Annotated in this window: 20 protein-coding genes; 4 read left to right on the forward strand and 16 right to left on the reverse strand. The window is 69.5% G+C overall.

The annotated features are described in order from the left end of the window. Positions 1 to 14: 14 nt before the first annotated feature. From CYFUS_RS36825 to CYFUS_RS51995, 4 genes are all read right to left on the reverse strand, one after another. Complete coding sequence (locus CYFUS_RS36825; protein ID WP_095989457.1) at positions 15 to 638, reverse strand: TIGR02265 family protein; 624 nt, start codon at positions 636 to 638, stop codon at positions 15 to 17. Positions 639 to 814: 176 nt separating this feature from the next. Continuing rightward, positions 815 to 1,222 (reverse strand): hypothetical protein, encoded by a 408-nt coding sequence (locus tag CYFUS_RS36830; RefSeq protein ID WP_095989458.1) that lies wholly within the window; start codon positions 1,220 to 1,222, stop codon positions 815 to 817. Positions 1,223 to 1,264: 42 nt separating this feature from the next. Then, positions 1,265 to 2,389, reverse strand: a complete 1,125-nt coding sequence (locus CYFUS_RS36835; RefSeq protein WP_095989459.1) for a cytochrome-c peroxidase — start codon at positions 2,387 to 2,389, stop codon at positions 1,265 to 1,267. Next, the gene (locus tag CYFUS_RS51995; protein WP_198316266.1) at positions 2,390 to 2,944 is read right to left on the reverse strand and encodes a YfiM family protein; all 555 of its coding nucleotides are present in this window, start codon (positions 2,942 to 2,944) and stop codon (positions 2,390 to 2,392) included. It abuts the gene before it with no gap. 116 nt (positions 2,945 to 3,060) lie between these two features. Between CYFUS_RS51995 and CYFUS_RS36845 the strand changes: the two genes are divergently transcribed. The 3 genes from CYFUS_RS36845 (at position 3,061) to CYFUS_RS36855 (ending at position 5,805) form a co-directional block, all read left to right on the forward strand. Further along, positions 3,061 to 4,161, forward strand: a complete 1,101-nt coding sequence (locus tag CYFUS_RS36845) for an acyltransferase family protein (RefSeq protein ID WP_095989460.1) — start codon at positions 3,061 to 3,063, stop codon at positions 4,159 to 4,161. Positions 4,162 to 4,247: 86 nt separating this feature from the next. After that, positions 4,248 to 4,583: a TRL-like family protein gene (locus CYFUS_RS36850; RefSeq protein ID WP_157758875.1), complete on the forward strand. Its 336-nt coding sequence runs from the start codon at positions 4,248 to 4,250 to the stop codon at positions 4,581 to 4,583. A 145-nt stretch (positions 4,584 to 4,728) separates the two neighbouring features. Continuing rightward, complete coding sequence (locus CYFUS_RS36855) at positions 4,729 to 5,805, forward strand: cytochrome-c peroxidase (RefSeq protein ID WP_095989462.1); 1,077 nt, start codon at positions 4,729 to 4,731, stop codon at positions 5,803 to 5,805. A gap of 1 nt (position 5,806) precedes the next feature. On the opposite strand, the gene CYFUS_RS36860 is transcribed toward CYFUS_RS36855, so the two are convergent. Beyond that, positions 5,807 to 7,015 carry a tRNA-uridine aminocarboxypropyltransferase gene (locus CYFUS_RS36860; RefSeq protein ID WP_095989463.1) on the reverse strand — a complete coding sequence of 403 codons (1,209 nt, stop codon included), beginning with the start codon at positions 7,013 to 7,015 and terminating at the stop codon, positions 5,807 to 5,809. A 51-nt stretch (positions 7,016 to 7,066) separates the two neighbouring features. On the opposite strand from CYFUS_RS36860, the gene CYFUS_RS36865 reads away from it, so the two are divergent. Further along, positions 7,067 to 7,816 carry a 16S rRNA (uracil(1498)-N(3))-methyltransferase gene (locus CYFUS_RS36865; protein WP_095989464.1) on the forward strand — a complete coding sequence of 250 codons (750 nt, stop codon included), beginning with the start codon at positions 7,067 to 7,069 and terminating at the stop codon, positions 7,814 to 7,816. A 3-nt stretch (positions 7,817 to 7,819) separates the two neighbouring features. Here the strand turns inward: CYFUS_RS36865 and CYFUS_RS36870 are convergent, their stop codons facing one another. From CYFUS_RS36870 to clpX, 11 genes are all read right to left on the reverse strand, one after another. After that, complete coding sequence (locus CYFUS_RS36870; protein WP_095989465.1) at positions 7,820 to 9,073, reverse strand: DUF2914 domain-containing protein; 1,254 nt, start codon at positions 9,071 to 9,073, stop codon at positions 7,820 to 7,822. Positions 9,074 to 9,147: 74 nt separating this feature from the next. Further along, the gene (grxD, locus tag CYFUS_RS36875) at positions 9,148 to 9,468 is read right to left on the reverse strand and encodes a Grx4 family monothiol glutaredoxin (protein WP_095989466.1); all 321 of its coding nucleotides are present in this window, start codon (positions 9,466 to 9,468) and stop codon (positions 9,148 to 9,150) included. Positions 9,469 to 9,483: 15 nt separating this feature from the next. Then, on the reverse strand, positions 9,484 to 9,741 hold the full coding sequence (locus CYFUS_RS36880; RefSeq protein WP_002624860.1) for a BolA family protein: 258 nt from the start codon (positions 9,739 to 9,741) through the stop codon (positions 9,484 to 9,486). Beyond that, the gene (locus tag CYFUS_RS36885; RefSeq protein ID WP_095989467.1) at positions 9,741 to 10,286 is read right to left on the reverse strand and encodes a YqgE/AlgH family protein; all 546 of its coding nucleotides are present in this window, start codon (positions 10,284 to 10,286) and stop codon (positions 9,741 to 9,743) included. The genes CYFUS_RS36880 and CYFUS_RS36885 overlap by 1 nt, the downstream gene beginning before the upstream one ends. Before the next feature lie 76 nt (positions 10,287 to 10,362). Beyond that, on the reverse strand, positions 10,363 to 10,812 hold the full coding sequence (locus CYFUS_RS36890; RefSeq protein ID WP_095989468.1) for a response regulator: 450 nt from the start codon (positions 10,810 to 10,812) through the stop codon (positions 10,363 to 10,365). 108 nt (positions 10,813 to 10,920) lie between these two features. Next, positions 10,921 to 11,730, reverse strand: coding sequence for an ABC transporter permease (locus CYFUS_RS36895; RefSeq protein ID WP_095989469.1), 810 nt, complete (start codon positions 11,728 to 11,730; stop codon positions 10,921 to 10,923). After that, positions 11,727 to 12,611: an ABC transporter permease subunit gene (locus CYFUS_RS36900; protein ID WP_095989470.1), complete on the reverse strand. Its 885-nt coding sequence runs from the start codon at positions 12,609 to 12,611 to the stop codon at positions 11,727 to 11,729. Before CYFUS_RS36900 ends, CYFUS_RS36895 begins: the two co-directional genes overlap by 4 nt. Before the next feature lie 3 nt (positions 12,612 to 12,614). Beyond that, positions 12,615 to 14,312, reverse strand: coding sequence for a peptide ABC transporter substrate-binding protein (locus CYFUS_RS36905; RefSeq protein WP_095989471.1), 1,698 nt, complete (start codon positions 14,310 to 14,312; stop codon positions 12,615 to 12,617). Positions 14,313 to 14,419: 107 nt separating this feature from the next. Next, positions 14,420 to 16,843, reverse strand: coding sequence for an endopeptidase La (gene lon, locus CYFUS_RS36910; RefSeq protein WP_095989472.1), 2,424 nt, complete (start codon positions 16,841 to 16,843; stop codon positions 14,420 to 14,422). Between the two features lie 233 nt (positions 16,844 to 17,076). Further along, positions 17,077 to 19,119, reverse strand: a complete 2,043-nt coding sequence (locus CYFUS_RS36915; RefSeq protein ID WP_095989473.1) for a prolyl oligopeptidase family serine peptidase — start codon at positions 19,117 to 19,119, stop codon at positions 17,077 to 17,079. 107 nt (positions 19,120 to 19,226) lie between these two features. After that, complete coding sequence (gene clpX, locus CYFUS_RS36920) at positions 19,227 to 20,513, reverse strand: ATP-dependent Clp protease ATP-binding subunit ClpX (RefSeq protein ID WP_071897261.1); 1,287 nt, start codon at positions 20,511 to 20,513, stop codon at positions 19,227 to 19,229. Positions 20,514 to 20,614 lie beyond the last annotated feature (101 nt).

Genomic DNA, 20,614 nt, shown 5'->3' on the forward strand with positions numbered 1-20,614 from the left:
GTGCCTGCCCCTGGTCACGACCAGGACAGCTCGTAGTCCGTATCGTAGGCGCCCAGCGCGCGGGCATGCACCGACACGTCCTTGGCGCCCACGGCCTCGAGCGACGCGTGCAGCGCGCCCTCGTTGAACGGGCGGGGCACCAGGTCGCGTTTGTAGGAGAGCACGCCGTGTGACTGGCCCGTGCGCTTCATCTGATCGATGCCCGTGTTGTCGCCCAGCACCGCGTGCGTGGTCGAGGGCATGTTGTTGAGCAGCCGCAGGGGATCATTGCGCGCCAGCAGCACCAGCACCTTTCCGGCGCTCGAGGCGTAGAAGGCCTTGGAGGCCTGATAGCCCATCTCCCACATGGCCGCCGAGAAGTCCCCGTACTTCTCGCTCATGCGCCGCGCCGCGGGGTAGGCCATCTTCAGCCAGGTGCTCAGGGGGTAGTTGAAGAACTCCAGGAAGCGCTGCTCGCCGCCCAGCGCGAGACACTGATGCAGCAGCACCTCGTCTCCGAACTGGCGCAGCAGATCCAACAGACTGTTCATGAAGATGCCACGCGCCACATCCCCTGGTCCCGTGAGGGCCAGACGCGCCTGCAACTCCTCTTCCGAGCCGAGCATCAACGGGGCACCAGTATCGGATTCGTTACCCATGGGGAACACCCCTTCGTCCAACAGGTGGGTCCACTCTCCGCGCGGAGCGCTTGCCGAGCGTACTCCTGGCCACCCGCGGGAAGTATCAACTCATCCGGAGCCAGAGCGGAAGGCAATGGCCCCCGGGTGCACAGTCCCGCACGGGATGTGACATCCTACGAGAGGGAAGAATCGTGTCATCCACCGAGGGAGGTGGAGGCGAACACGCCGCGGCCAATGGCGAGGATGCCCCCGACGACGAGCAGCAGGGCGCCCCCCACGGCGATGAGCGGCAGGAGGAAGCCGGGCTGGGGCCGCTTGCGGTTGATGACGAGCAGGACGTGGGCCAGCACGGCCGCCAGCAGCATGAGCGTCAGGTGGCCCCAGAGGATGGGACGGAAGGGCCAGCCGGCGCCCAGCAGCACGAGGCCCAGGAGGATCTGCGTGTCGAGCAGGCCGGCGAAGCTGGAGCCGAGGATGCGCACCTTCTTGTCCACGGGACGCTTCGTGGCGAACCCGTAGACGAAGTAGGCGAGGGCGACGAGCCCGACGAGGAGGACCAGGTAGCGCAGCCCGGAGTGGGCCTTGAAGAGCAGAGTGAGCATGGCGCCGCCTTCCTAATGCCCCCCGGCCCAAGAGGCGAGTCTTTAGGTGGGATCCGGCTTGGGGGTGCTGGCGGTGCTGGGCGGCAGGGCCGGGGGCGCGAGCAGCTCGGGCCCGGGCAGCTCCCCGGTGAGGCTCTTGAGGAAGGCGACGATGTCGTCCACCTCGGAGTCGCTCAGGGTCATGCCGAGCTGGTGCTTGCCCATGAGGCGCACCGCGGTGGCCAGTTCCTTGACCGAGCCGTCATGGAACCAGGGGCCGGTCTTCTCCACGTTGCGCAGGGTGGGCACGCGGAACTTGTGCATGTCCTCCTCGTCCTGCGTCACGTCGAAGCGGCCCTTGTCCTCGGTGGGGTAGTCCTCGATGAGGCCGAGCTTCTGGAAGGAGGTGCCGCCCACGGAGGGGCCGTTGTGGCACGTGGTGCAGCCGGAGCCGGCGAAGAGGTTGAGCCCGCGCCGCTCCTGCTCGCTCAGGGCCTGCTCGTCTCCGGCGAGGTACTTGTCGAAGCGCGAGGTGGTGAGCAGCTCGCGCTCGAAGGCGGCCAGGGAGCGCGCGACGTTGGTGACGCTCACGGGCTTCTTGTCCCCCGGGAAGGCCGTCTTGAAGGACTTCACGTATTGGGGGATGGAGTTGAGCGTGGCCAGCACGTGCTTCTCGCTGGGCATGGCCATCTCCGCCGGGTTGAGCATCGGCCCTGCGGCCTGCTCCTCCAGGGTGGCGGCGCGGCCGTCCCAGAACTGGGCGATGTGGCCAGCGGCGTGGAAGACGGTGGGCGAGTTGCGGTTGCCCATCTGGCCCTTGTGTCCCGGGGACGTGGCCTTGCCGTCCACGCCGAAGGAGGCCAGGTCATGGCAGGTGTTGCAGGAGATGTCGTGGTTCTTCGACAGGCGCGGCTCGAAGAAGAGCATGCGCCCCAGGGCGATGCGCTCCGGGGAGTCCTTCTTCGCCGCGGCGGCCTGGGAGGCGGAGGGGCGGAAGAAGGAGACGAGCTTCGCGTAGGCCATCTGCGGCGGGGGCTCCGGCGCCGCGGCGGTGGGAGCCGGCGCGGCCTTTGGCGCGGCGGTGGGGGCCGGCGCGGCCTGGGGCGCGGGGGCCTCCTTGCTGCAAGAAGTGGAGAGGGCACCCAGGGACAAGAGTCCCATGCCCAGCCAGAGCCGATTGCGCTTCATCTACCAACCTCCCATCAGGAACAACACCACGGGCACTGTCCTACCATTACCCGGCCCTCCTTGGGGATGGCCCCGCCCACCGGGTGACACGGCCAGGGTGAAGCTCATCCTTGCCGGGAGCCCTGCCCCGTCCACCCGGAGGGCAGGCTCCCGGACAGGCCCCATGGCCGCGCCCCGCCCCGCTCCGTCGCGCTGGAAGAAGAGCCGATCCACGGCCCAGGACAGCGTCAACCCGGTGGCCATCCCCAGCACGTCCCAGGTGAGATCCTTCCAGGAGAAGATGCTCCCCCGCCCCGCGTCGAAGAACTCCTTGGCCACCCCCACGCCGAGCGACAGCCCCGCGCCCGTGAGCCAGCGAGCCTCGGGCGCCGCGAAGAGGAACGCCCCCCCCGCGTAGCCCGCCACCGCCAGCCCCGCGCTCACCCCGAAGTGCGCCGCCTTGTCCGAGGACAACCAGGGATCCACCGTGGATGGCTCGTCCCACTGACTCCAGGCCGGAAGCGGCGCGAACACCAACACGGTCAGCAACACGGTCAGCACGGCGGGTCGACTCACGAACAGGCGCATTCGCGCCATGACACCATCGCGAATGAGCCCACGCCAGCCTGGAGAGGGAGGAAGGGCCGCGGTTTTCGAGACGTGAGGGGAACTTGCCTCTATGATCGGGCGCCGTGACCCGACCTGGCACCTCGCTCTTCGATCTGCGTACGCCCTCGCCCCGTCATCCCGGGCTCGACGCGGCCCGCGGCCTGGCCGTGGTGGCCATGGTGCTCGGGCACACGCTGGACGCCCTGCTCGCCCCGGAGATGCGCGCCCACCCGTGGGTGCAACAGTACTGGACGCTGCGTGGCATCACCGCGCCCCTGTTCCTGCTGGTGGCGGGCTTCGCGGTGGTGGCGGCGCTCGGCTCCTCCCGGGAGCGCGCGGGCCAGACGCTGGGCCGCCGGCTGCGGCGGGCGCTGCTGCTGCTCTTCCTCGGCTACTTCGTGCACTGGCCGGGCTGGGCCACCGTGCACTGGCTCGGCTGGGGCGAGGAGTTGCGCGAGCGCCTCTTCGCCTTCGATGCCCTGCAGTGCATCGGCGTGAGCCTGGGAGTGGGCGCCGTGGTGCTCGCCCTCGCGCGCGGCACCTGGACCCGGGCCATCGCCCTGGCCGTGCTGGCGGTGGGCATTCCGCTGGCGAGCACCTGGGCCTGGGGCGCCGCCGAGCCGGGGCCCATCGAGCTGCGGCAGGCGGTGGGCATGCCGGGCTCGCGTTTTCCGCTCTTTCCCTGGGCGGGCTTCTTCTTCGCCGGAGCGCTCACCGCCCACCTGTCGCGAGCGCTGCGGCCGGGGTGGCCCCAGGGCCTGGCGCTGGGCGCGCTGGGCGCGGGCCTGCTGGGGCTGACCTCGCGCCTGACCGCGGACTGGAGCCCCACCAGCGCGTGGCTCGTCGCCTTCCGCGTGGGCGAGGGCCTCCTGGTGCTCGGCGCCATCAGCTTGCTGCCCCAGTTGCTCACCCGGCCCCTGGCGCCGCTGGGCCGCGCGTCCCTGTGGCTCTACGTGCTGCACCTGCCCGTGGTGTACGGCTGGGCAGGCACCGCGGGACTCGCCGGCCGCGTGGGCCCCACGCTGGGACTGCCGGCCACGCTGCTCGTGGGCATCACCCTGCTCGCGGTGTGTTACGGAATTGCGTGGTTGGGCAAACGCCTGGGCCGCTCCGGCCGCCAAACCCCGGATTCCTCGGCGTGGCGCGCGCGTCCGCTGCCCGTCGAGGGTGGGGCGAGGTCCTGAGGCACCTGGAATTTGCCTCCGCGTCACTCGCGGGTTAGATGCTGCGGCACGGCCGCCTCTGGACCGAGCGAGGACCCATGCACCTGATGAACAAACAGTCCGCCCTGGCCCTGTTGACCCTGGGAGTCACGGCCCTATCGGGTTGCGCGGGCGTGGCGTTCATGGGCCGCCCCGTCATCGGGACCACGTCGCTCTACGCGTCCACGTCGGCGCGCGAGTTCATCAACGAGCAGGCGCGGCTGGGCAGCAAGAGCGCCGAGGGCTGCGTGACGTCCATCCTGGGCATCGTCACCACCGGAGACGCCACCGCCTCGGACGCGGCCCGCAAGGCCAACATCACCCGCATCACCCACGTGGACCACAAGTTCGAGAACATCCTCGGCCTCTACGCGAAGTACTGCGTGACGGTGTTCGGCGACTAGCCGCCTGCCTGGCTGGCCGGGATGCGAGGCCCTCCGTGGGTTCCCTCGCTGCCCAGGAGACTGCTAGTTTCACGCTCGCTTCCGGCGTCCCCCACCTTGCTCCGACAGGAGTTCCCGGCCGCGAAGCTCAGTGAGAGCAGACTCCATGACCTTCAAGACCCTCGTTCGTCCTCTCCTCGTCGTCACCGCCACCGCCGGGGCCTCCGCCTTCGCGCAGCCGGCGCAGCCCTCCGTGGAGGCGCTGACCTCCGCCGCCCAGAACGTCATCATCCACCGCGCGCAGCTCACCGCGTTCAAGGCGCTGCCTGGCCGGTTCGAGGACGCGAAGAACCCCATCACCGCGGAGAAGGTGGAGCTGGGCCGGATGCTGTACTTCGACACCCGCCTGTCGAAGAACCAGCAGCTCTCCTGCAACAGCTGCCACGACCTGAACCGGTTCGGCGTGGACGGCAAGTCCTTCTCCACCGGCCACAAGGGCCAGCTCGGCGGACGCAACTCGCCCACGGTGTACAACTCCGGTGCCCACCTCACCCAGTTCTGGGACGGCCGCGCCGCCACCCTGGAGGATCAGGCCAAGGGCCCCATCCTCAACCCCGTGGAAATGGCGATGCCCAGCGCCGAGCACGTCGTCGAGACGCTCAAGTCCATTCCCGGCTACGTCACCGCCTTCCAGAAGACCTTCCCCGGACAGGAAGACCCCGTCACGTACGACAACCTGGCCAAGGCCATTGGCGCCTTCGAGCGGCAGCTCGTCACCCCCTCGCGCTTCGACAAGTACCTCGCCGGGGACGAGCAGGCGCTCACCCACGCGGAGAAGGCCGGCCTCAAGACGTTCCTGGACCAGGGCTGCCAGCAGTGCCACTACGGCCCCGCCCTGGGCGGCTCGCTGGTGAAGCTCGGCGTCATCATCCCCTACCCCACCAAGGATCAGGGCCGCTACGACGTGACGAAGCGCGAGACGGACCGGATGGTCTTCCGCGTGCCCACCCTGCGCAACGTCGCGCGCACGGGGCCCTACTTCCACGACGGCTCCATCTCCGATCTGCAGACGGCCGTGAAGCTCATGGCCCAGCACCAGCTCGGCAAGCAGCTCTCCGCGGCCGAGACCCAGAACATCGTCGCCTTCCTCGACGCGCTCACCGGCGAGCTGCCCTCGAGCTACATCGCCAAGCCGTCGCTGCCCGCCAGCGGCCCCAAGACGCCGCGGCCGGACCCCACGTGAGCTAGTTCCCCCCACCCCGTTCCGGCTGGACATGGCCCGGTGCCATGGACCGCCGGACGGGGGGCTCGGTGGCCCGGCCCCGCTCCGCCAGGGCACGGACCACCGCCTCCAGGGCCGCGATGCGCCGACCGGCGCGCCCCCGGGCCCAGGGCTCGCACCGAGGCGCCCCCAGCAGCTCCGCCGCCTGCTCCACCCCTCCCGTCTTCTGCTTGAGCGCCCGCGCGCTCGCGAGCCGCACGTTCACCGCCTCGGGCACGGGGAAGCCGTCGCGCCGCAGCAGCTCCAACGCGAACGTCGTCCACACCGCCAGCTTGTCCCCCGGGCGCAGGAAGGCCTGGAAGCGCGCGAGGCCCAACTCCACGGACTCGCCCGCGAGCAGCTCCGCCTCGGGCAGCTCCACGTGCAGGGACGTGCTGCGCGCGAGCGGCTGGCGCGGCGCGAGCACCGCCTCCAGACGCTCGCCAGTGGAGGGACGCACCGCCACCAGGTGCACCAGCTCCGAGGGGAGGTTCTCCTCCTGGGGGTGCGCGTTGGCCTCGGCGTAGAGGAGCACCAGGTGCTCGAAGTCCTCGGAGATGGAGCGCAGCTCCAGGGGCGGACGCCAGGGGGCCTTGTAGAGGCGCTTGCGCCCCGGGCCCTCGCGCGTCGACTGACGCTCGAGCTGCGTGTCCACCATGAAGTCGAAGGCGCCGAGCAGGGTGTCGAAGCGCTCCTGGCCGCCCTCGAGCAGGCCCAGCACCTCCACCACGGCCTCGATGGTGGAGACGCAGTGGTCGGCCGGCTCGGCGCGGATGCGGTAGTTGCTCGGGCGGCGCGGGACGAAGCCGATGCGCGGCAGGCCCGCGAGCAGCGGATTCGTTTTCACCAGCTTGCGCGCGAGCGGCCAGGTGCCATCCACCACGATGAGCGTCTCGGGGGGATTCGCCCTCGCCTCCTCGAGGGACATGGCCTCCTCGCCGGGGAAGAGGACGGCGACGCGCTCGGGGCGGGCGGCGAGCTCGGTGAGCCGGGCGTGGCCGGAGAAGTCCACGCCCACGTGCAGCTCGGAGTTGGGCAGGGACAGGTGCGCCATGCGGGCGGTACCGATGGCCACCCGCCGCTCGCGGGGGTGCTGGAGGAAGACGACGTGGGTGCGCGAGTCCACCCGGGGCACGCGCGCGCAGTAGCACGTGGCCTGGGGACGGAGGCACCGCAGACAGAGAGAACGCACCCCCGCGCTTTATCGGCCCCCGGGACTCGCGGCAAGGTAGGACAAGAACCCGTGAACCTGCTCCTCCTCCACGACTCGGATTTCCTCCCCGACGGCACCGTCCAGATGACGGGCCGCCGCGCCCAGCACGCCCGCGAGGTGCTCCGCGCCGAGCCCGGCGAGTCACTCCGGGTGGGCCAGCTCGGAGGGCTCGTGGGCACTGGCGAGGTGCTGGAAAACTCCCCCGGCCTGCTCCGCCTGCGCGTCACCCTCACCGAGCCGCCTCCTCCCCGAGCGGGCGTGGACCTGGTGCTCGCCATTCCCCGCCCCAAGGCCCTCAAGCGCGTGCTGCCCGCCGTGGCCCAGCTCGGCGTGGACCGCGTCGTGCTCGTCAACGCCGCCCGCGTGGAGAAGAGCTACTTCGACTCCAAGGTGCTCGCCGGGGACTTCGTCGCGGAGCTCCTCCTCCAGGGGCTCGAGCAGGCACGCGACACCCGGCTGCCCGAGGTGCTCGTGCGCGAGCGCTTCCGTCCCTTCGTCGAGGACGAGCTCGACACGCTCTTCGGCACCGAGGCGCTCCGCCTCCTGCCCCACCCGCCCGCGCCCGAGCCCCTCACCCGGGTGGGCGTCCAGGCCGCGCCGCGCGTGGTGCTCGCCGTGGGACCCGATGGCGGCTGGGTACCCTTCGAGGCCGACCTCCTGGCGCGGCACGGCTTCCGCCCCTTCTCGCTCGGGCCGCGCATCCTCCGGGTGGAGACCGCCGTCCCCGTGCTCCTGGGACAGCTCGCCCTGCTGAGGGCGGAGGCGCCCCACCCGGCCTGAGTCTCAGCCCGCCGTCACCTTGAACTCGCGCTCCTGCGTGGAGGTATCGGGCGTGACGGTGAAGGACAGGCGGCCCACCTCCCGCCCATCCTCGGTCTCCAGGGAGACGCGCCAGTCGCCAGGCCGGGGCGCCGTCAGGTACGCGAACGTGCGGAAGCCGCGATCCCTCCCGCCCTGTCCCAGGTACAGCCCATCGTAGGTGTGGAACTCCGTCCAGCCCTTCTTCGGATCGTCGTACTCCCAGCGCAACAGCAGTCGCGTGCCCTTGTCTCCCGAAGACTGGGGCTTGAAGCTCGTGGGCGCGAAGATGCTGGCGAAGAAGTAGACCCGATCGCCCGGGCGCGCCCGGAAGTCCTGATCCCCTCTCGCCCAGGGCTCCCACCCACCGCCCTCGTGCAGCAGCCGGTAGTCGCGGCCCCAAGGCCCCTTCACCACCTGCACGTCGTGGTAGATGCCGCTCGAGAGCAGGGACAAGGGCACCGGGGGAATCGCCTTGAGCGCGTACAGGCCGAGCAGCACCACCTGCACCCCCCACCCCGGCACGAGGATGTGCCACCACGGATGTCGGCCCTCGCGCTTCCGGCCGTGCACCAACACCGCGAGCGCGCCCATCACCGCGGCGGACAGGCCCGCGGCCCACAGGAACAACATCCCGCTGTAGTAGCCACGCACCACGGGCAGCAGGTACGCGAAGTACGAGGTGAGGCAGAAGGCGTAGAGCCCCACGCGCACCACCGGCCCCCGCGCCCGGAAGCGCGGCAGCTCGTTGGCCACCAGCACCCCGAAGACGCTCGCGAGGAACAGGAACGACGTCAGCCCGGAGGCGCTCTTGAAATAGAAGAGCGTGTAGGGACTCAGCAGGCCGCCGAGCAGCAAGTGCAGCGCGTCCTCGCGAAAGCGCCACACCCGGGACAGGCCCTTTGGAGGCGCGGCGCCCTCGCGCCAGCGCAGCTCCAGCCACAACAACCACCCCAGCACGGCGAGGAACAGCCCCTGCTTGGTGAGCGTGAAGCGGTTGTCGATGCGCGGCAGCGTGAGGATGTCGTACGCGAAGCTCGCGAAGAACAGCAGCGCCAACTCCGCCTTCGCATGGCGCGCCCGGAAGGCCCGGAGCCGCTCCGCCCACGAAGGGGCCTCGCGTGCTTCCTCCCGCGCTTCCGGCGGCGAGACGAGCCCCAGGGGTCCCACGGACGAGGACTCCGCCATCTCCGGCTCGAACGCCTCGGGCTTCTCTTCACTCAGTCGGGGGGCGGCCACGTCGGGTCCAGAACCTGCGCGTCACGGGGGTGCTCGGGCCCTCTCGCGTCAGCACGAGAGGGCCTCGGGGAGACTCAGGCCGGGGCCTTGCCCGCCACCAGGTCCGCCAGCTCGCCGCGCTCCTCCAGCTCCATGAGGATGTCCGAGCCACCCACGAACTTCCCGTGGATGAACACCTGCGGAATGGTGGGCCAGTTGGAGTAGTCCTTGATGCCCTGGCGTACCGCCGGGTCGGCCAGCACGTCCACCGTGTGCACCTCGCCGTGCTGCTGCAAAATCTGCAGCGCGCGCGCGGAGAAGCCGCACTGGGGGAAGAGCGCGTTGCCCTTCATGAACAGCACGATCTTGTGGTTCTTCACTTCAGCGTCGAAACGGGCCTTGAGCTCCGGAGACATCTCTCTCACTCCTGGTTAGCGGGACCCGAGCTTCTTCCACTGCTCGGGCGAATAGGTCTTGAGCGCCAGCGCGTGCAGCTCGCCGGACTTCAACCACTGCTGCAGCGGCGCGTACACCAGTTGGTGCTGCTCCACCATGGACTTGCCGGCGAAGGACGGGCTCACCACGCGCGCCTCGAAGTGGTCGCCCGTGCCGGTGGTGTCGTTCACGTCCACTTCCGAGCCGGGCAGCGCGCCGAGAATCCGCTCGCGGATGAAATTCGGATCAAGCATCAGTTCAGTCCCTTCCCCTTGAGCAGCATGGCGGGATCCACCCCCATGCTCTTCAGGGTGCTGTCCCATAGCAGACCCGGGTCGCCTTCGAGCACCGGACGAGCGGAGGCCTCGGCGAAGAGCCAGGTCCCCGAGGCCAGCTCGTTCTCCAACTGGTGGGGACCCCAGTTGGCATACCCCAGGCAGAAGCGCAGGTGGGACGACGGGTCCTTGAGCAGGGGGCCGAGCGTGTCCAGGGTGAGGCTCAGGTAGAGCCCGGGCACCACCTCGTGCTTCTCCGTCACCTGCTCGTTGTTGTGCAGCACGAAGCCCCGATGATTCTCCACCGGGCCCCCCATGAAGACGGGCTGCCGGGAGCGCTCGGGGGCGATCGCCAGGGACTGGTTCTTGGCCAGGTCTCCCAACGTCAGGGAGGCCCCCCGGTTGATGACCAGGCCCATCGAGCCCGCTTCCCCATGCTCGAGCATGAGAACCACCGAGCGCCGGAAGTTCGAGTCCGTCAGTTGTGGCATCGCCACGAGGAGGCCAGGAACGAGTGTCTGCACAGAGGGAAGTTTCCGCCCTTCCCCCTCTCAGCGCAACCCATTCGTCCCCCAGGCCCATGCCAGGGCCCGCGCGGGCCTAGTGCCAGCTCTTGTGCTGGGACTGGAGCGCCTGGGCGAGCTTCTCCGGGTTGAGGGGCTTGCCGATGAACAGATCCGCGCCCAGGCCCTTGCACTTGCGGGCCATGGACGCGTCGCTCATGGCACTCACCCCGATGAGCACCGACTGGGGGAACTTCTCCCGCAGCCGGGCCATGAGGTTGGTGCCGCTGCGGCCGGGCAGGAAGACGTCCACGATGGCCGCGTCCATGCGCTTGTTGCGCACGGCGAACTCGGCCTCCTCGGCGCTCCCCACCGGCAGGGCCTCGTAACCCCACTGGCTCACCAGCTCCACCAGCAGCTCGCGGTGCGCCGGATCATCCTCGACGATCAGGACCGAGCCCTTGACCTGTTCCAGCTTGAGGTTGTCGTCATCCCGGGTCCGGGCGTGACCCGTGGCGATGGGAAGCTCCTCGTTGACGATGGACATGGCAACCTTCGCTGAAGTGAGAGAGTTCATTTGATAGGCAACGGATGCATCCGGGCCTGGGATTCCACATTAGGCACTGCCCTTCGGAACCGCCTCCCCCCCCTCGGGCTAGACGCGGCGCGTTCCCGCCCCAAGTCCCTGGGAAGCAAGAGAGGCGCCAAGCACCACCAACACCAGGAGTATCCACGCGGGTAGCACCACGCGTGTGCCTCCTTCGTAGATGAGCGCGGCATAGCTCGTGCCGAGGTAGCGGCCGAGCGACATGGGTTCCATCCGAGCGATGCCGAAGAAGCTGATGGTGGATTCCGTGAGGATCGCCGTGGGCAGGCGGCTGAGGAAGACGGCGAGGACGAAGGGACGCAGGGCCGGCCAGAGGTGGACGCGCGAGAGGTGCCACCGCCCCGCCCCGAGCGCCCGGGAGGCGGCGACGAACTCCTGGGCCTCCAGGGTGGCGAGCCGGTTGCGGAACATGCGCGCCGGCCCCGCCCACCCCACCAGCGCCAGGGACACCACCATCAGGCCGAAGGGGCCGAGCCCGCCCGCCTGCCCGGCGTCCAGGAGGGACTGCCCTGCCAGTTGCAGCACCATCACCACCAGCACGTCCGGCAGGGCGAAGAAGGCATCCACCCCGCGCAGGATCTGATGCTCCAGCCAGCCCCCGGCGCCACGGGCCGCCATCGCCACCCCGAGCCCCACCGCCGTGGACACCGCCCCCGCCGCGAGGCCCACCACCAGGGAGACCCACAAGCCCCCGAATGCCAGCTCGCACACACTCCGGTCCGGGTGGGAGGGATCCATGCCCAGGGGGCAGGTGTGGGACAGGGCCTCGGGGAACATCCGGCCGGCAAGCCAGCTCGCGAGCCCCAGGCCCACGAGCAGCACGAGCCCGACCCAGGCCCTCGGGGGGACGCGGCTCATGAGGAGACCTCCCGGGCGCGGGGATCCACGAGGAAGCGGACGACTTCCACCGCCAGGCCGACGACGACGAGCAGCGAGGCGAACACGGTGGTGGACACCACCACGACGGCCACCTGCTTCTGGAGCACGGCGAGGACGTAGAGCTGACCGAAGTAGGGCAGGCCGAAGACGCGCTCGGCGGCGAAGGAGCCGGCGAGCAGGGCGGTGGCCACGGGGCCCACGGCATCCAACAGGGCGGGCAGCACGTTGGGCAGCACGTGGCGCCAGAGCACGACGCGGGGAGACAGGCCCTTGCCGAGCGCGGTGCGCACGTAGTCACGCGCCAGCTCCGTGTCGAGCGCGTCCACCACCAGGGTGCCCAGGAAGATGCCGGGCCACACGGAGATGACGAGCGCGGCGCAGAGCTCGGGCAGCAGGTGGCCGCGCTCCACCACCTCGGGGGCGAGCAGCAGCGCGGGGATGAAGACGGGCGTGCCGAAGGCGATGGCGGGCAGTACGTCGGAGAGCACGGCGAGCCGGCCCCGGCGCCACCTCGCCCGGAGCAGCGCGTAGGCCAGGGCCCACCCGAGCGCGAGCACGAGCGCCACCAACCCCACGCCCACGCTGCCCGACAGCTTCCACGCCAGCTCATCCCCGGTGACACCCTGGGCGCTCGTGCCCAGCCGCTCGCCGCGCACGAGCTTCTGCCACGGCCGCAGGAAGCCAAGCGGCTCGCCCAGGCCGAGGTCGCGGCGATAGGAGGCGAGCACCTCGGGTGGCACCTGCCGCTTGGACTCGTCCTCGCTCGTGAGGGGCAGCGCGGCCATGAGGAAGTAGGACGCGAGCGCCACCACGGGAACGAGCACCAGTTGGCGGCCCAGGCGGACGAACACGGGAGACATGATTCAGCGCGCCTCCGTGGGGGGCCCGGCCCGGCGCAGGTCGCGCAGGGACAGGAAGTTGAAGGGGTCCACGTCCACGCCGTGCAGGAAGGAGCGGACCCGGAAGTAGCGGTCCGGATGGTAGAGCGGCGCGATCACCGCCATCTCGTCGAGCAGGAGCGCCTGGGCCTGGGCGTACAGCTCGCGCGCCCGGGCGATGTCGGCCTCGGCGTCGGCCTGATCCAGCAGCGACTCGAAGCGGGCCATGGGCTCGCCTCCGCGCTGCGTCTCCCATCCCGTCTGGTGCAGACCATTGCGCTCGAAGAGGGTGAAGAAGGTGTTGGGGTGCGCGTAGTCCGCGCCCAGGCGGCGCAGGTAGAGATCATAGGCCCGAGGGCCCGCGGGCGTGCGGCGGGCCACCTCGGCGGAGTAGTCCGAGCGCGCATCCAGCGTCACCTGGATGCCCACCCGGGAGAGCTGCGCGACCAGGCGCTCGGCGATGGCCGTCTCGGGCACGAAGGAGTCCCCCGCCCGGTAGACGAGCCGCAAGGGCCGCTCGAGTCCGGGCCCCCCGGCCAGCACCTCCCGGGCCCGCTCGGGCGCGAAGTCGGGCAGCCGCGCCGCCTCCTCGGGCGTGGCGGCACCGGGCAGCTCCGGGGGCAGCAGCTCATTTCCGGGCCGGGTCCGCGGCAACAGACCCTTCATGAGCGCCTCGCGATCGATGGCCTGGGAGATCGCGCGCCGCACCTCGGGACGATCCAGCGGAGCACGCTCGGTGTTGAAGGCGAGGAAGTAGGTGGAGAGCAGCGGCTCGCGCTGGAGATCCGCCGGAGGCTTCCCCTGGAGCGCGAGGGCGCTGTCGACGAAGACGAAGTCCACCCGCTCCCGCTCGTAGAGGGCCGGACCCACCTCGGACTTGAGCAAGGTGAGCACGGGGACGATCTCCTCCCCGGGGCCGAGCGGTGGAGGAAAGGCCGAGTGCGGGTTGTGCACGAGCCGCACGCGCTCACCGGCGCGATCCCACGCCTCGACGCGGTAGGGGCCGAGCGCGAGCGGGTGTCCATCCCGGGGCCGATCGAAGTAGTCCCGGATGCCCTCCTCGCCGCGGCCCGCGAGCACCGCCGAGGGCACGGGAAAGAAGATGTAGACGTTGGCCAGACGCGAGAGGAAGTAGCCCCGAGGCCGGCTCAGGGTGACGCGCAGGGTGTGAGCATCCATCGCCTCGACGCCGGTGCGAGCGAGCGCGGCCTGGAGCTGCTCGGCCGGGGCGCGCCGCTCCTGGAGGGCGAGCACCTCCTCGGCGCCGGCGAGGTCCGCCATCTCTCCGCGCTCGCGGCCCTGGAGGGCGCGGTGCCAGCCCATGACGAAGTCCTGGGCGGTGAGCGGCGTGGTGCCATCGGACCAGCGCACGTCCTCGCGCAGGAGGAAGGTGTAGACCTCCTGGCCCGAGTCGTTGACGGAGCGCTCCCAGCTCGAGGCGAGCCCGGGCCGCACGGAGTGGTCCGGCGCGAGCGTGGTGAGGCCGCGCTGGGTGGCGAGCATGACGGGGTAGTTGGCCCAGTTGATGGGATCCGAGTAGCTCCAGTCGAGGGTGGTGGGCATCGAGGGGACGACCACCTTGACGCCCGGCTCGGGCTGGAAACCACAGCGGCCGCAGCCCGCGACCACGAGCAGCAGCGCGAGCAACGGGGCGGAGGAAGGAGGGCGCGCGAGGGGAGCCACGGAGCCGGGGTTGTACCGCGTCGCTGGACGGGAGTGGAAAAGACCGCGGGCCCCAGGAGACGAGTCCTGGAGCCCGCGGGGACTACACAACCTTCAAGCCGGGGCCCTTACACCGCCGCCGTGGGCTCCACGGTGACCTTGGCCGGCTCCTTGCGACCGAACTCCTCGGGCTTCTCCAGGACGAGGGCCTCGCGCAGCACGTCGTCCACGAACTCCACGGGGACGATGCGCAGCTGGGCGCGGATCTTCTTGGGGATGTCCTTGAGGTCCTTCTTGTTCGCCTTGGGGATGAGGACGGTCTTGATGCCGGCGCGGTGCGCGGCGAGCGTCTTCTCCTTGAGGCCACCGATGGGCAGCACGCGGCCGCGCAGGGTGATTTCACCCGTCATGGCCACGTCGCGGCGCACCTGGACCTTGGTGAGCGCGGACACGAGCGCGGTGCACATGGTGACGCCGGCGGACGGGCCGTCCTTGGGGATGGCGCCCTCGGGCAGGTGCACGTGGATGTCGTAGTTCTCGAACATCTTGCGATCGATGCCGAACTTGTCCGCCCGCGTGCGCACGTAGGACATGGCGGCCTGGGCCGACTCCTGCATCACCTCGCCGAGCTTGCCGGTGATGATGAGCTTGCCCTTGCCGGGCATCACCGTGGCCTCGGTGGTGAGGATCTCTCCGCCCAGCTCCGTCCAGGCCAGGCCCGTGACGATGCCCACCTGATCCTCGCGCTCGGCCATGCCGTAGCGGAAGCGCGGAGTGCCCAGGTACTTCATCACCAGCTTGCGATCGACGGTGATGTCGCGCTTGCCGTTCTTGAGCACGTCCCGGGCGATCTTCCGGTACACGCCACCCACCTCACGCTCGAGCGAGCGCACGCCGGACTCGCGGGTGTAGCGGTGGATGATGGTGCGCAGCGCCTCGTTGGTGAAGTCGATCTTCAGGTCCGAGACGCCGTTGGCCTCCTGCTCCTTGGGCAGCAGGTAGCGCCGCGCGATGTTGAGCTTCTCCGGCTCGGTGTAGCCGGCGATGCGGATGACCTCCATGCGGTCCTGGAGGGGACCGGGGATGTTGTGCATCGTGTTGGCGGTGCAGATGAACATCACCTTGGACAGGTCGTAGTCGAGGTCCAGGTAGTGGTCGTTGAAGTTGTGGTTCTGCTCGGGGTCCAGCACCTCCAGCAGCGCCGCGCTCGGGTCGCCGCGGAAGTCGGTGGACATCTTGTCGATCTCATCGAGCAGGAAGACGGGGTTGTTGCTGCCCGCCTTCTTGAGCGACTGGATGAGCTTGCCGGGCATGGCGCCGATGTACGTGCGCCGGTGGCCGCGGATCTCCGCCTCGTCGCGCACGCCGCCGAGCGACAGGCGCACGAACTTGCGGCCGGTGGCGCGGGCGATGGAGCGCGCGAGCGACGTCTTGCCGACGCCCGGGGGCCCCACGAAGCAGAGCACGGGGCCCTTGAGCTTCTTCACCAGCTGCTGCACGGCCAGGTACTCGAGGATGCGCTCCTTGGGGCGCTTGAGGCCGTAGTGGTCCTCGTTGAGCACGCGCTCGGCCTCGACGACGTCCAGGCGGTCCTGGGTCTCCTCGTACCAGGGCAGGCTGATGATCCAGTCGATGTAGTTGCGCACGACGGTGGCCTCGGCGCTCATCGGGCTCATCATCCGGAGCTTCTTGAGCTCCTTCTTGACCTTGAGCGTGGCCTCCTTGCTCATGCGCTTGTTCTTGAGCTTCTCCTCGATCTCCTGGATCTCGTTCTTGAACTCGTCGCGCTCGCCCAGCTCCTTCTGAATGGCCTGCATCTGCTCATTCAGGTAGTACTCCTTCTGGGTCTTCTCCATCTGCTTCTTGACGCGCGTGCGGATCTTCTTCTCGACCTGGAGGATCTCGATCTCGCCCTGCATCAGCTCGTAGAGCTTCTCGAGCCGCTTGGCGGGGCTCTCGGTCTCGAGCAGCGCCTGCTTGTCGTTCAGCTTGAGCGACAGGTGGGCGACGATGGTATCGGCCAGGCGCGCGGGGTCATCGATGCTCGCCACCTGCATGAGCATCTCGGGCGGGATGCGCTTGTTGAGCTTGACGAAGGCCTCGAAGACCGAGTGCACGCTGCGCACGAGCGCCTCGAGCTCCACGGACTTCTCGCTGACCTCCTCGACGTCCTCGACCTCGACCATGAAGAAGGCGTCGTTGGGCTGGAAGCGCTTCACCTTGGCGCGGCGCACGCCCTCCACGAGCACCTTCACGGTGCCGTCGGGCAGGGGCAGGAGCTGGATGACGTGGCCGATGGTGCCGAAGTGGAAGATGTCATCGGCGGTGGGATCGTTCGTCTTCGCCTTCTTCTGGGCGGCGAGCAGGATGACGGCCTTGTCATCGGGCCCCTTGTGGGCCATCGCGTCCTTCAGCGCCGCGATGGACTTCTCGCGGCCGACGAACAGCGGGACCACCATGTGCGGGAAGACGATGATGTCCCGCAGCGGGAGGAGCGGAATCGTGCTGCCGCGCTTCTGGGCATCCTTCTTGTCGTCTCGTCCGAAGAACATGTATTCGCCACCTGCCTGCTTGCCACCCTGGACAGCAAGCCCCTGTAAAAGTTTCCCGCTCGGACACCCAGAGTCCGGGCAGGGTGAAGACGGCTTCTATAACACGCCGATTCTAGCGGCCGTTCCCTGCGTGAAAGATGGGGAACGTTGTCCTGCGAGCAAGGGAACACCCCGCCATCCCCGGGTGTCCGGTCGCTGCTTTGGCGGCCCCAGGCCCTTTTTCCGCCGAATGATTAAGGGGCCCATGTAACGCCCAGGGTGCTGGAGAGAAAGGCATAGAGGTCCACACTGGACTCGATCGCCTTGGCCACTTGATCCGAGCCGCCATGGCCCGCGTTGGCCTCGATGCGCAGCAGGGCGGGCGCCGGGGAGCACGCCGCCTGCACGGCGGCCACGAACTTCCTGGCATGCAGGGGATCCACCCGATCATCGTGGTCCGCGGCCATCATCAGGAGGGCGGGGTACCCCGTGCCCGGCCGCACGTGGTGGTAGGGCGAGTAGGCGTGAATCACCTGGAAATCCGCGGAGTTGTCGGCGGTGCCGTATTCGGGGATCCACGTCTTGCCGCTGCCGAACAGGTGGTAGCGCACCATGTCGAGCAACGGCACCTGGCACACCACCGCGCCGAACAGGTCCGGGCGCTGGGTCATGGCGGCCCCCACCAGCAGGCCTCCGTTGCTGCCCCCGGAGATGGCCAGGCGGCCCGGGCGGGTATAGCGCTCGTGGATGAGGAACTCGGCCACCGCGTGGAAGTCGTCGAAGACGTTCTGCTTGCGGTGCAGGCGGCCCGCCTCGTGCCAGACCGTGCCGTACTCCCCACCCCCGCGCAGGTTGGCCACCGCGTACACCCCGCCCGCGTCCAGCCACGGGAAGATGCTGGCGCGGAAGGACGGCAAGAGGCTGATGTTGAAGCCCCCATAGCCGGTGAGCAGCACGGGCCGGTCGCCATCGCGCTTCAGGTCCCGGCGGTGCACGAGGAACACGGGCACCCGCGTGCCGTCCTTGGAGCGGCAGAAGGCCTGCTCGACGGTGTAGCGCTCGGGCTCGAGGGGCAGCTCCACCCGGGCCCAGGTCTCCACGCGTCCGGTGGACACGAACGTCTTGTAGACCTGGGGGGGCGTGACGAAGGAGCTGAAGACGAACCACGCCTCGTCCCTGTCTTCCAGGCCGTAGAGGTTGCTCGCGGCGCCCACGCCCGGCAGGGCCACGTCGCACACGGGCTCGCCCCCGAGCGTCAACAGGCGCACCCGGGTGGTGGCGTCCTGGAGGTACTCCAGCGCCAGGTGGCCCCCGACGATGTGGAGGCCCTGGAGCGAGGCCACGGGCTCCTCCGGGACAAGCTCCTTCCAGTCCGCGCGCCCGGGCCGCTCCGGCTCCACCCGGAAGACGCGCTGGCGCGGAGCCCCCTCGTCGGTGAGGACGTAGAAGGTGTCGCGCCAGACGTCGAGCGAGTACTTGGCGCCCTCGCCCTTCACGAGCAGGCGGAAGTCCTTCTCCCCCACCCGCTTCCACCAGATGTCGTTCTCGCTCCAGCCGCGGGTGACGTAGACGAAGAGGTACTGGCCATCCCGGCTGACGTGGCCGTTGAGGAACGTCTTGGGGTCGCCGGTGCGCGGGTGCACCACGGGGTCCGCGTCCGGAGGCGTGCCCAGGCGGTGCAGACGCAGCTCGGTGTAGCCGGGCCGCTCGGCCACGGGGATGGAGGGGTCCGTGGGCAGCCACGCGTAGTAGAAGGACGCGCTGTCCGGCGTCCAGCTCGGCGAGGCGTACTTGGCCCCGGGGATGACGTCCACCTCGCTCCACGTGCCCGAGTCCACGTCCAGCACATGGAGGATGGCCTCGTCCGCGGCGTTGGGCTTGCGGGTGAAGGCCAGCTTGCGCCCGTCCCACGAGGGCGACCACAGGCCGAGCGACACCGTGCCGTCCGTGCTCCAGGTGTTGGGATCCAGCAACACCCGCTCCTCGCCCTTCTCGCCCTCGCGCCAGTAGAGGACGGCCTTCTCCTTGTCCTTGTGGGTGCGGACATAGAAGTAGCGCTCGCCGCGCACGGCGGGCGCGGACAGGGACTCCACGTAGAAGAGCTCGGTGAAGCGCCGGCGCAGGGCGTCGCGGCCGGGCACCCGGGCGAGGTGCTCGCGGGTGAAGGCGTCCTGGGCGCGCATCCACGCCTGGACCTCCGGGGAGCGCTCGTCCTCCAGCCAGCGATAGGGGTCGGGCACCGGCACGCCGTGCAGGGTGTCCACCACCGCCTCGGTCCTCGTGGGCGGGTAGTTCATTCCGGGCGGGTCTCCTTCAGTGACGGCGCGGGCAAGACAACGCCCCCGGCTCTTCCACGCGGGCGCGCGGGAGGGGCGGGGGCGTTCGGGGAGTCACCAGGACTCCGTCAGGCGCTTTCCTTCTTCGGCTCGGGCTCCTTCTCCTTGTTGTCCTGGGAGTGGAGCACCACCGGCTCGCTCTTCTTGAGGATGACCTCCTCGGAGATGACGACCTCGCGGGCCGTCTTGCGCGAGGGCAGCTCGTACATGACGTCCAGCATGGCCGTCTCCAGGATGGAGCGCAGGCCGCGGGCGCCCGCCTTGCGGCGGATGGCCTCGGAGGAGATCGCCTTGAGCGCCCCGTCCGTGAACTTCAGCGAGATGCCGTCCAGATCGAAGAGCTTCTTGTACTGCTTGGTCAGCGCGTTCTTCGGCTGGCTGAGGATGTTGACGAGCGCCGGCTCATCCAGCTCCTCGAGCGCCGTGACGATGGGCAGGCGGCCGATGAACTCGGGGATCATGCCGAACTTGAGCAGGTCCTCCGGCTCCACGTGCTTGAGCAGCTCGGTGAGGTTGCGCTGGCGCTTGGACTGGATGTCCGCGCCGAAGCCGAGGCTGCGCCCGCCCAGGCGCCGCTCGATCACCTGCTCCAGGCCGCCGAAGGCGCCGCCGCAGATGAAGAGGATGTTCGTCGTGTCCACCTGCAGGAACTCCTGCTGCGGGTGCTTGCGGCCCCCCTTGGGCGGCACGTTGGCGATGGTGCCCTCGATGATCTTCAGGAGCGCCTGCTGCACGCCCTCGCCCGACACGTCGCGGGTGATGGAGGGGTTCTCCGACTTGCGCGCGATCTTGTCGATCTCGTCGATGTAGACGATGCCGCGCTGGGCGCGCTCGATGTCGTGATCCGCCGCCTGGAGCAGGTTGACGATGATGTTCTCGACGTCCTCGCCCACGTAGCCGGCCTCGGTGAGGCACGTGGCGTCGGCGATGGTGAAGGGCACGTTGAGGATGCGCGCGAGCGTCTGGGCCAGCAGCGTCTTGCCGCTGCCGGTGGGGCCGAGCAGGAGGATGTTGCTCTTCTGCAGCTCCACGTCGTCCATGGCGACCTTGGACTCGATGCGCTTGTAGTGGTTGTGCACCGCCACGGAGAGGGCCTTCTTGGCGCGCTCCTGACCCACCACGTACTCGTCGAGGATGGCCTTGATCTCACTGGGCCGCGGGATGCGCAGCTTCGTGTCCTTGGTCTCCTCGCGGTCGATCTCCTCCGCGATGATGTCGTTGCACAGGCCGATGCACTCGTCGCAGATGTAGACCGTCGGCCCGGCGATGAGCTTCTTCACCTCTTTCTGCGACTTGCCGCAGAACGAACAGCAGAGGGATTGGTTGTCTCGCTTCTCCACGTTCTTGCCCGCCATGTAAGCCCTCGCTGCAAACCGCCTGGAGGTGCGCTCTCACCGACCAGCCCGCTCCCCCTGCCCACGACCAATCTAGTCAGTCCCCTTGGGGGCCGTCCACG

This window comes from Cystobacter fuscus (assembly GCF_002305875.1).
GTDB classification, from domain to species: domain Bacteria; phylum Myxococcota; class Myxococcia; order Myxococcales; family Myxococcaceae; genus Cystobacter; species Cystobacter fuscus_A.

What these genes read in the sequence shown, in the direction of transcription:
- CYFUS_RS36855 (WP_095989462.1), top strand. Translation starts at nt 4,729, where the DNA reads ATGACCTTCAAGACCCTCGTTCGTCCTCTCCTCGTCGTCACCGCCACC.
- CYFUS_RS36895 (WP_095989469.1), bottom strand. Translation starts at nt 11,730, where the DNA reads ATGAGCCGCGTCCCCCCGAGGGCCTGGGTCGGGCTCGTGCTGCTCGTG.
- CYFUS_RS36825 (WP_095989457.1), bottom strand. Translation starts at nt 638, where the DNA reads ATGGGTAACGAATCCGATACTGGTGCCCCGTTGATGCTCGGCTCGGAA.
- CYFUS_RS36890 (WP_095989468.1), bottom strand. Translation starts at nt 10,812, where the DNA reads ATGTCCATCGTCAACGAGGAGCTTCCCATCGCCACGGGTCACGCCCGG.
- CYFUS_RS36880 (WP_002624860.1), bottom strand. Translation starts at nt 9,741, where the DNA reads ATGCTTGATCCGAATTTCATCCGCGAGCGGATTCTCGGCGCGCTGCCC.
- grxD (WP_095989466.1), bottom strand. Translation starts at nt 9,468, where the DNA reads ATGTCTCCGGAGCTCAAGGCCCGTTTCGACGCTGAAGTGAAGAACCAC.
- lon (WP_095989472.1), bottom strand. Translation starts at nt 16,843, where the DNA reads ATGTTCTTCGGACGAGACGACAAGAAGGATGCCCAGAAGCGCGGCAGC.
- CYFUS_RS36915 (WP_095989473.1), bottom strand. Translation starts at nt 19,119, where the DNA reads ATGAACTACCCGCCCACGAGGACCGAGGCGGTGGTGGACACCCTGCAC.
- CYFUS_RS36850 (WP_157758875.1), top strand. Translation starts at nt 4,248, where the DNA reads ATGAACAAACAGTCCGCCCTGGCCCTGTTGACCCTGGGAGTCACGGCC.
- CYFUS_RS36830 (WP_095989458.1), bottom strand. Translation starts at nt 1,222, where the DNA reads ATGCTCACTCTGCTCTTCAAGGCCCACTCCGGGCTGCGCTACCTGGTC.
- CYFUS_RS36900 (WP_095989470.1), bottom strand. Translation starts at nt 12,611, where the DNA reads ATGTCTCCCGTGTTCGTCCGCCTGGGCCGCCAACTGGTGCTCGTTCCC.
- clpX (WP_071897261.1), bottom strand. Translation starts at nt 20,513, where the DNA reads ATGGCGGGCAAGAACGTGGAGAAGCGAGACAACCAATCCCTCTGCTGT.
- CYFUS_RS36835 (WP_095989459.1), bottom strand. Translation starts at nt 2,389, where the DNA reads ATGAAGCGCAATCGGCTCTGGCTGGGCATGGGACTCTTGTCCCTGGGT.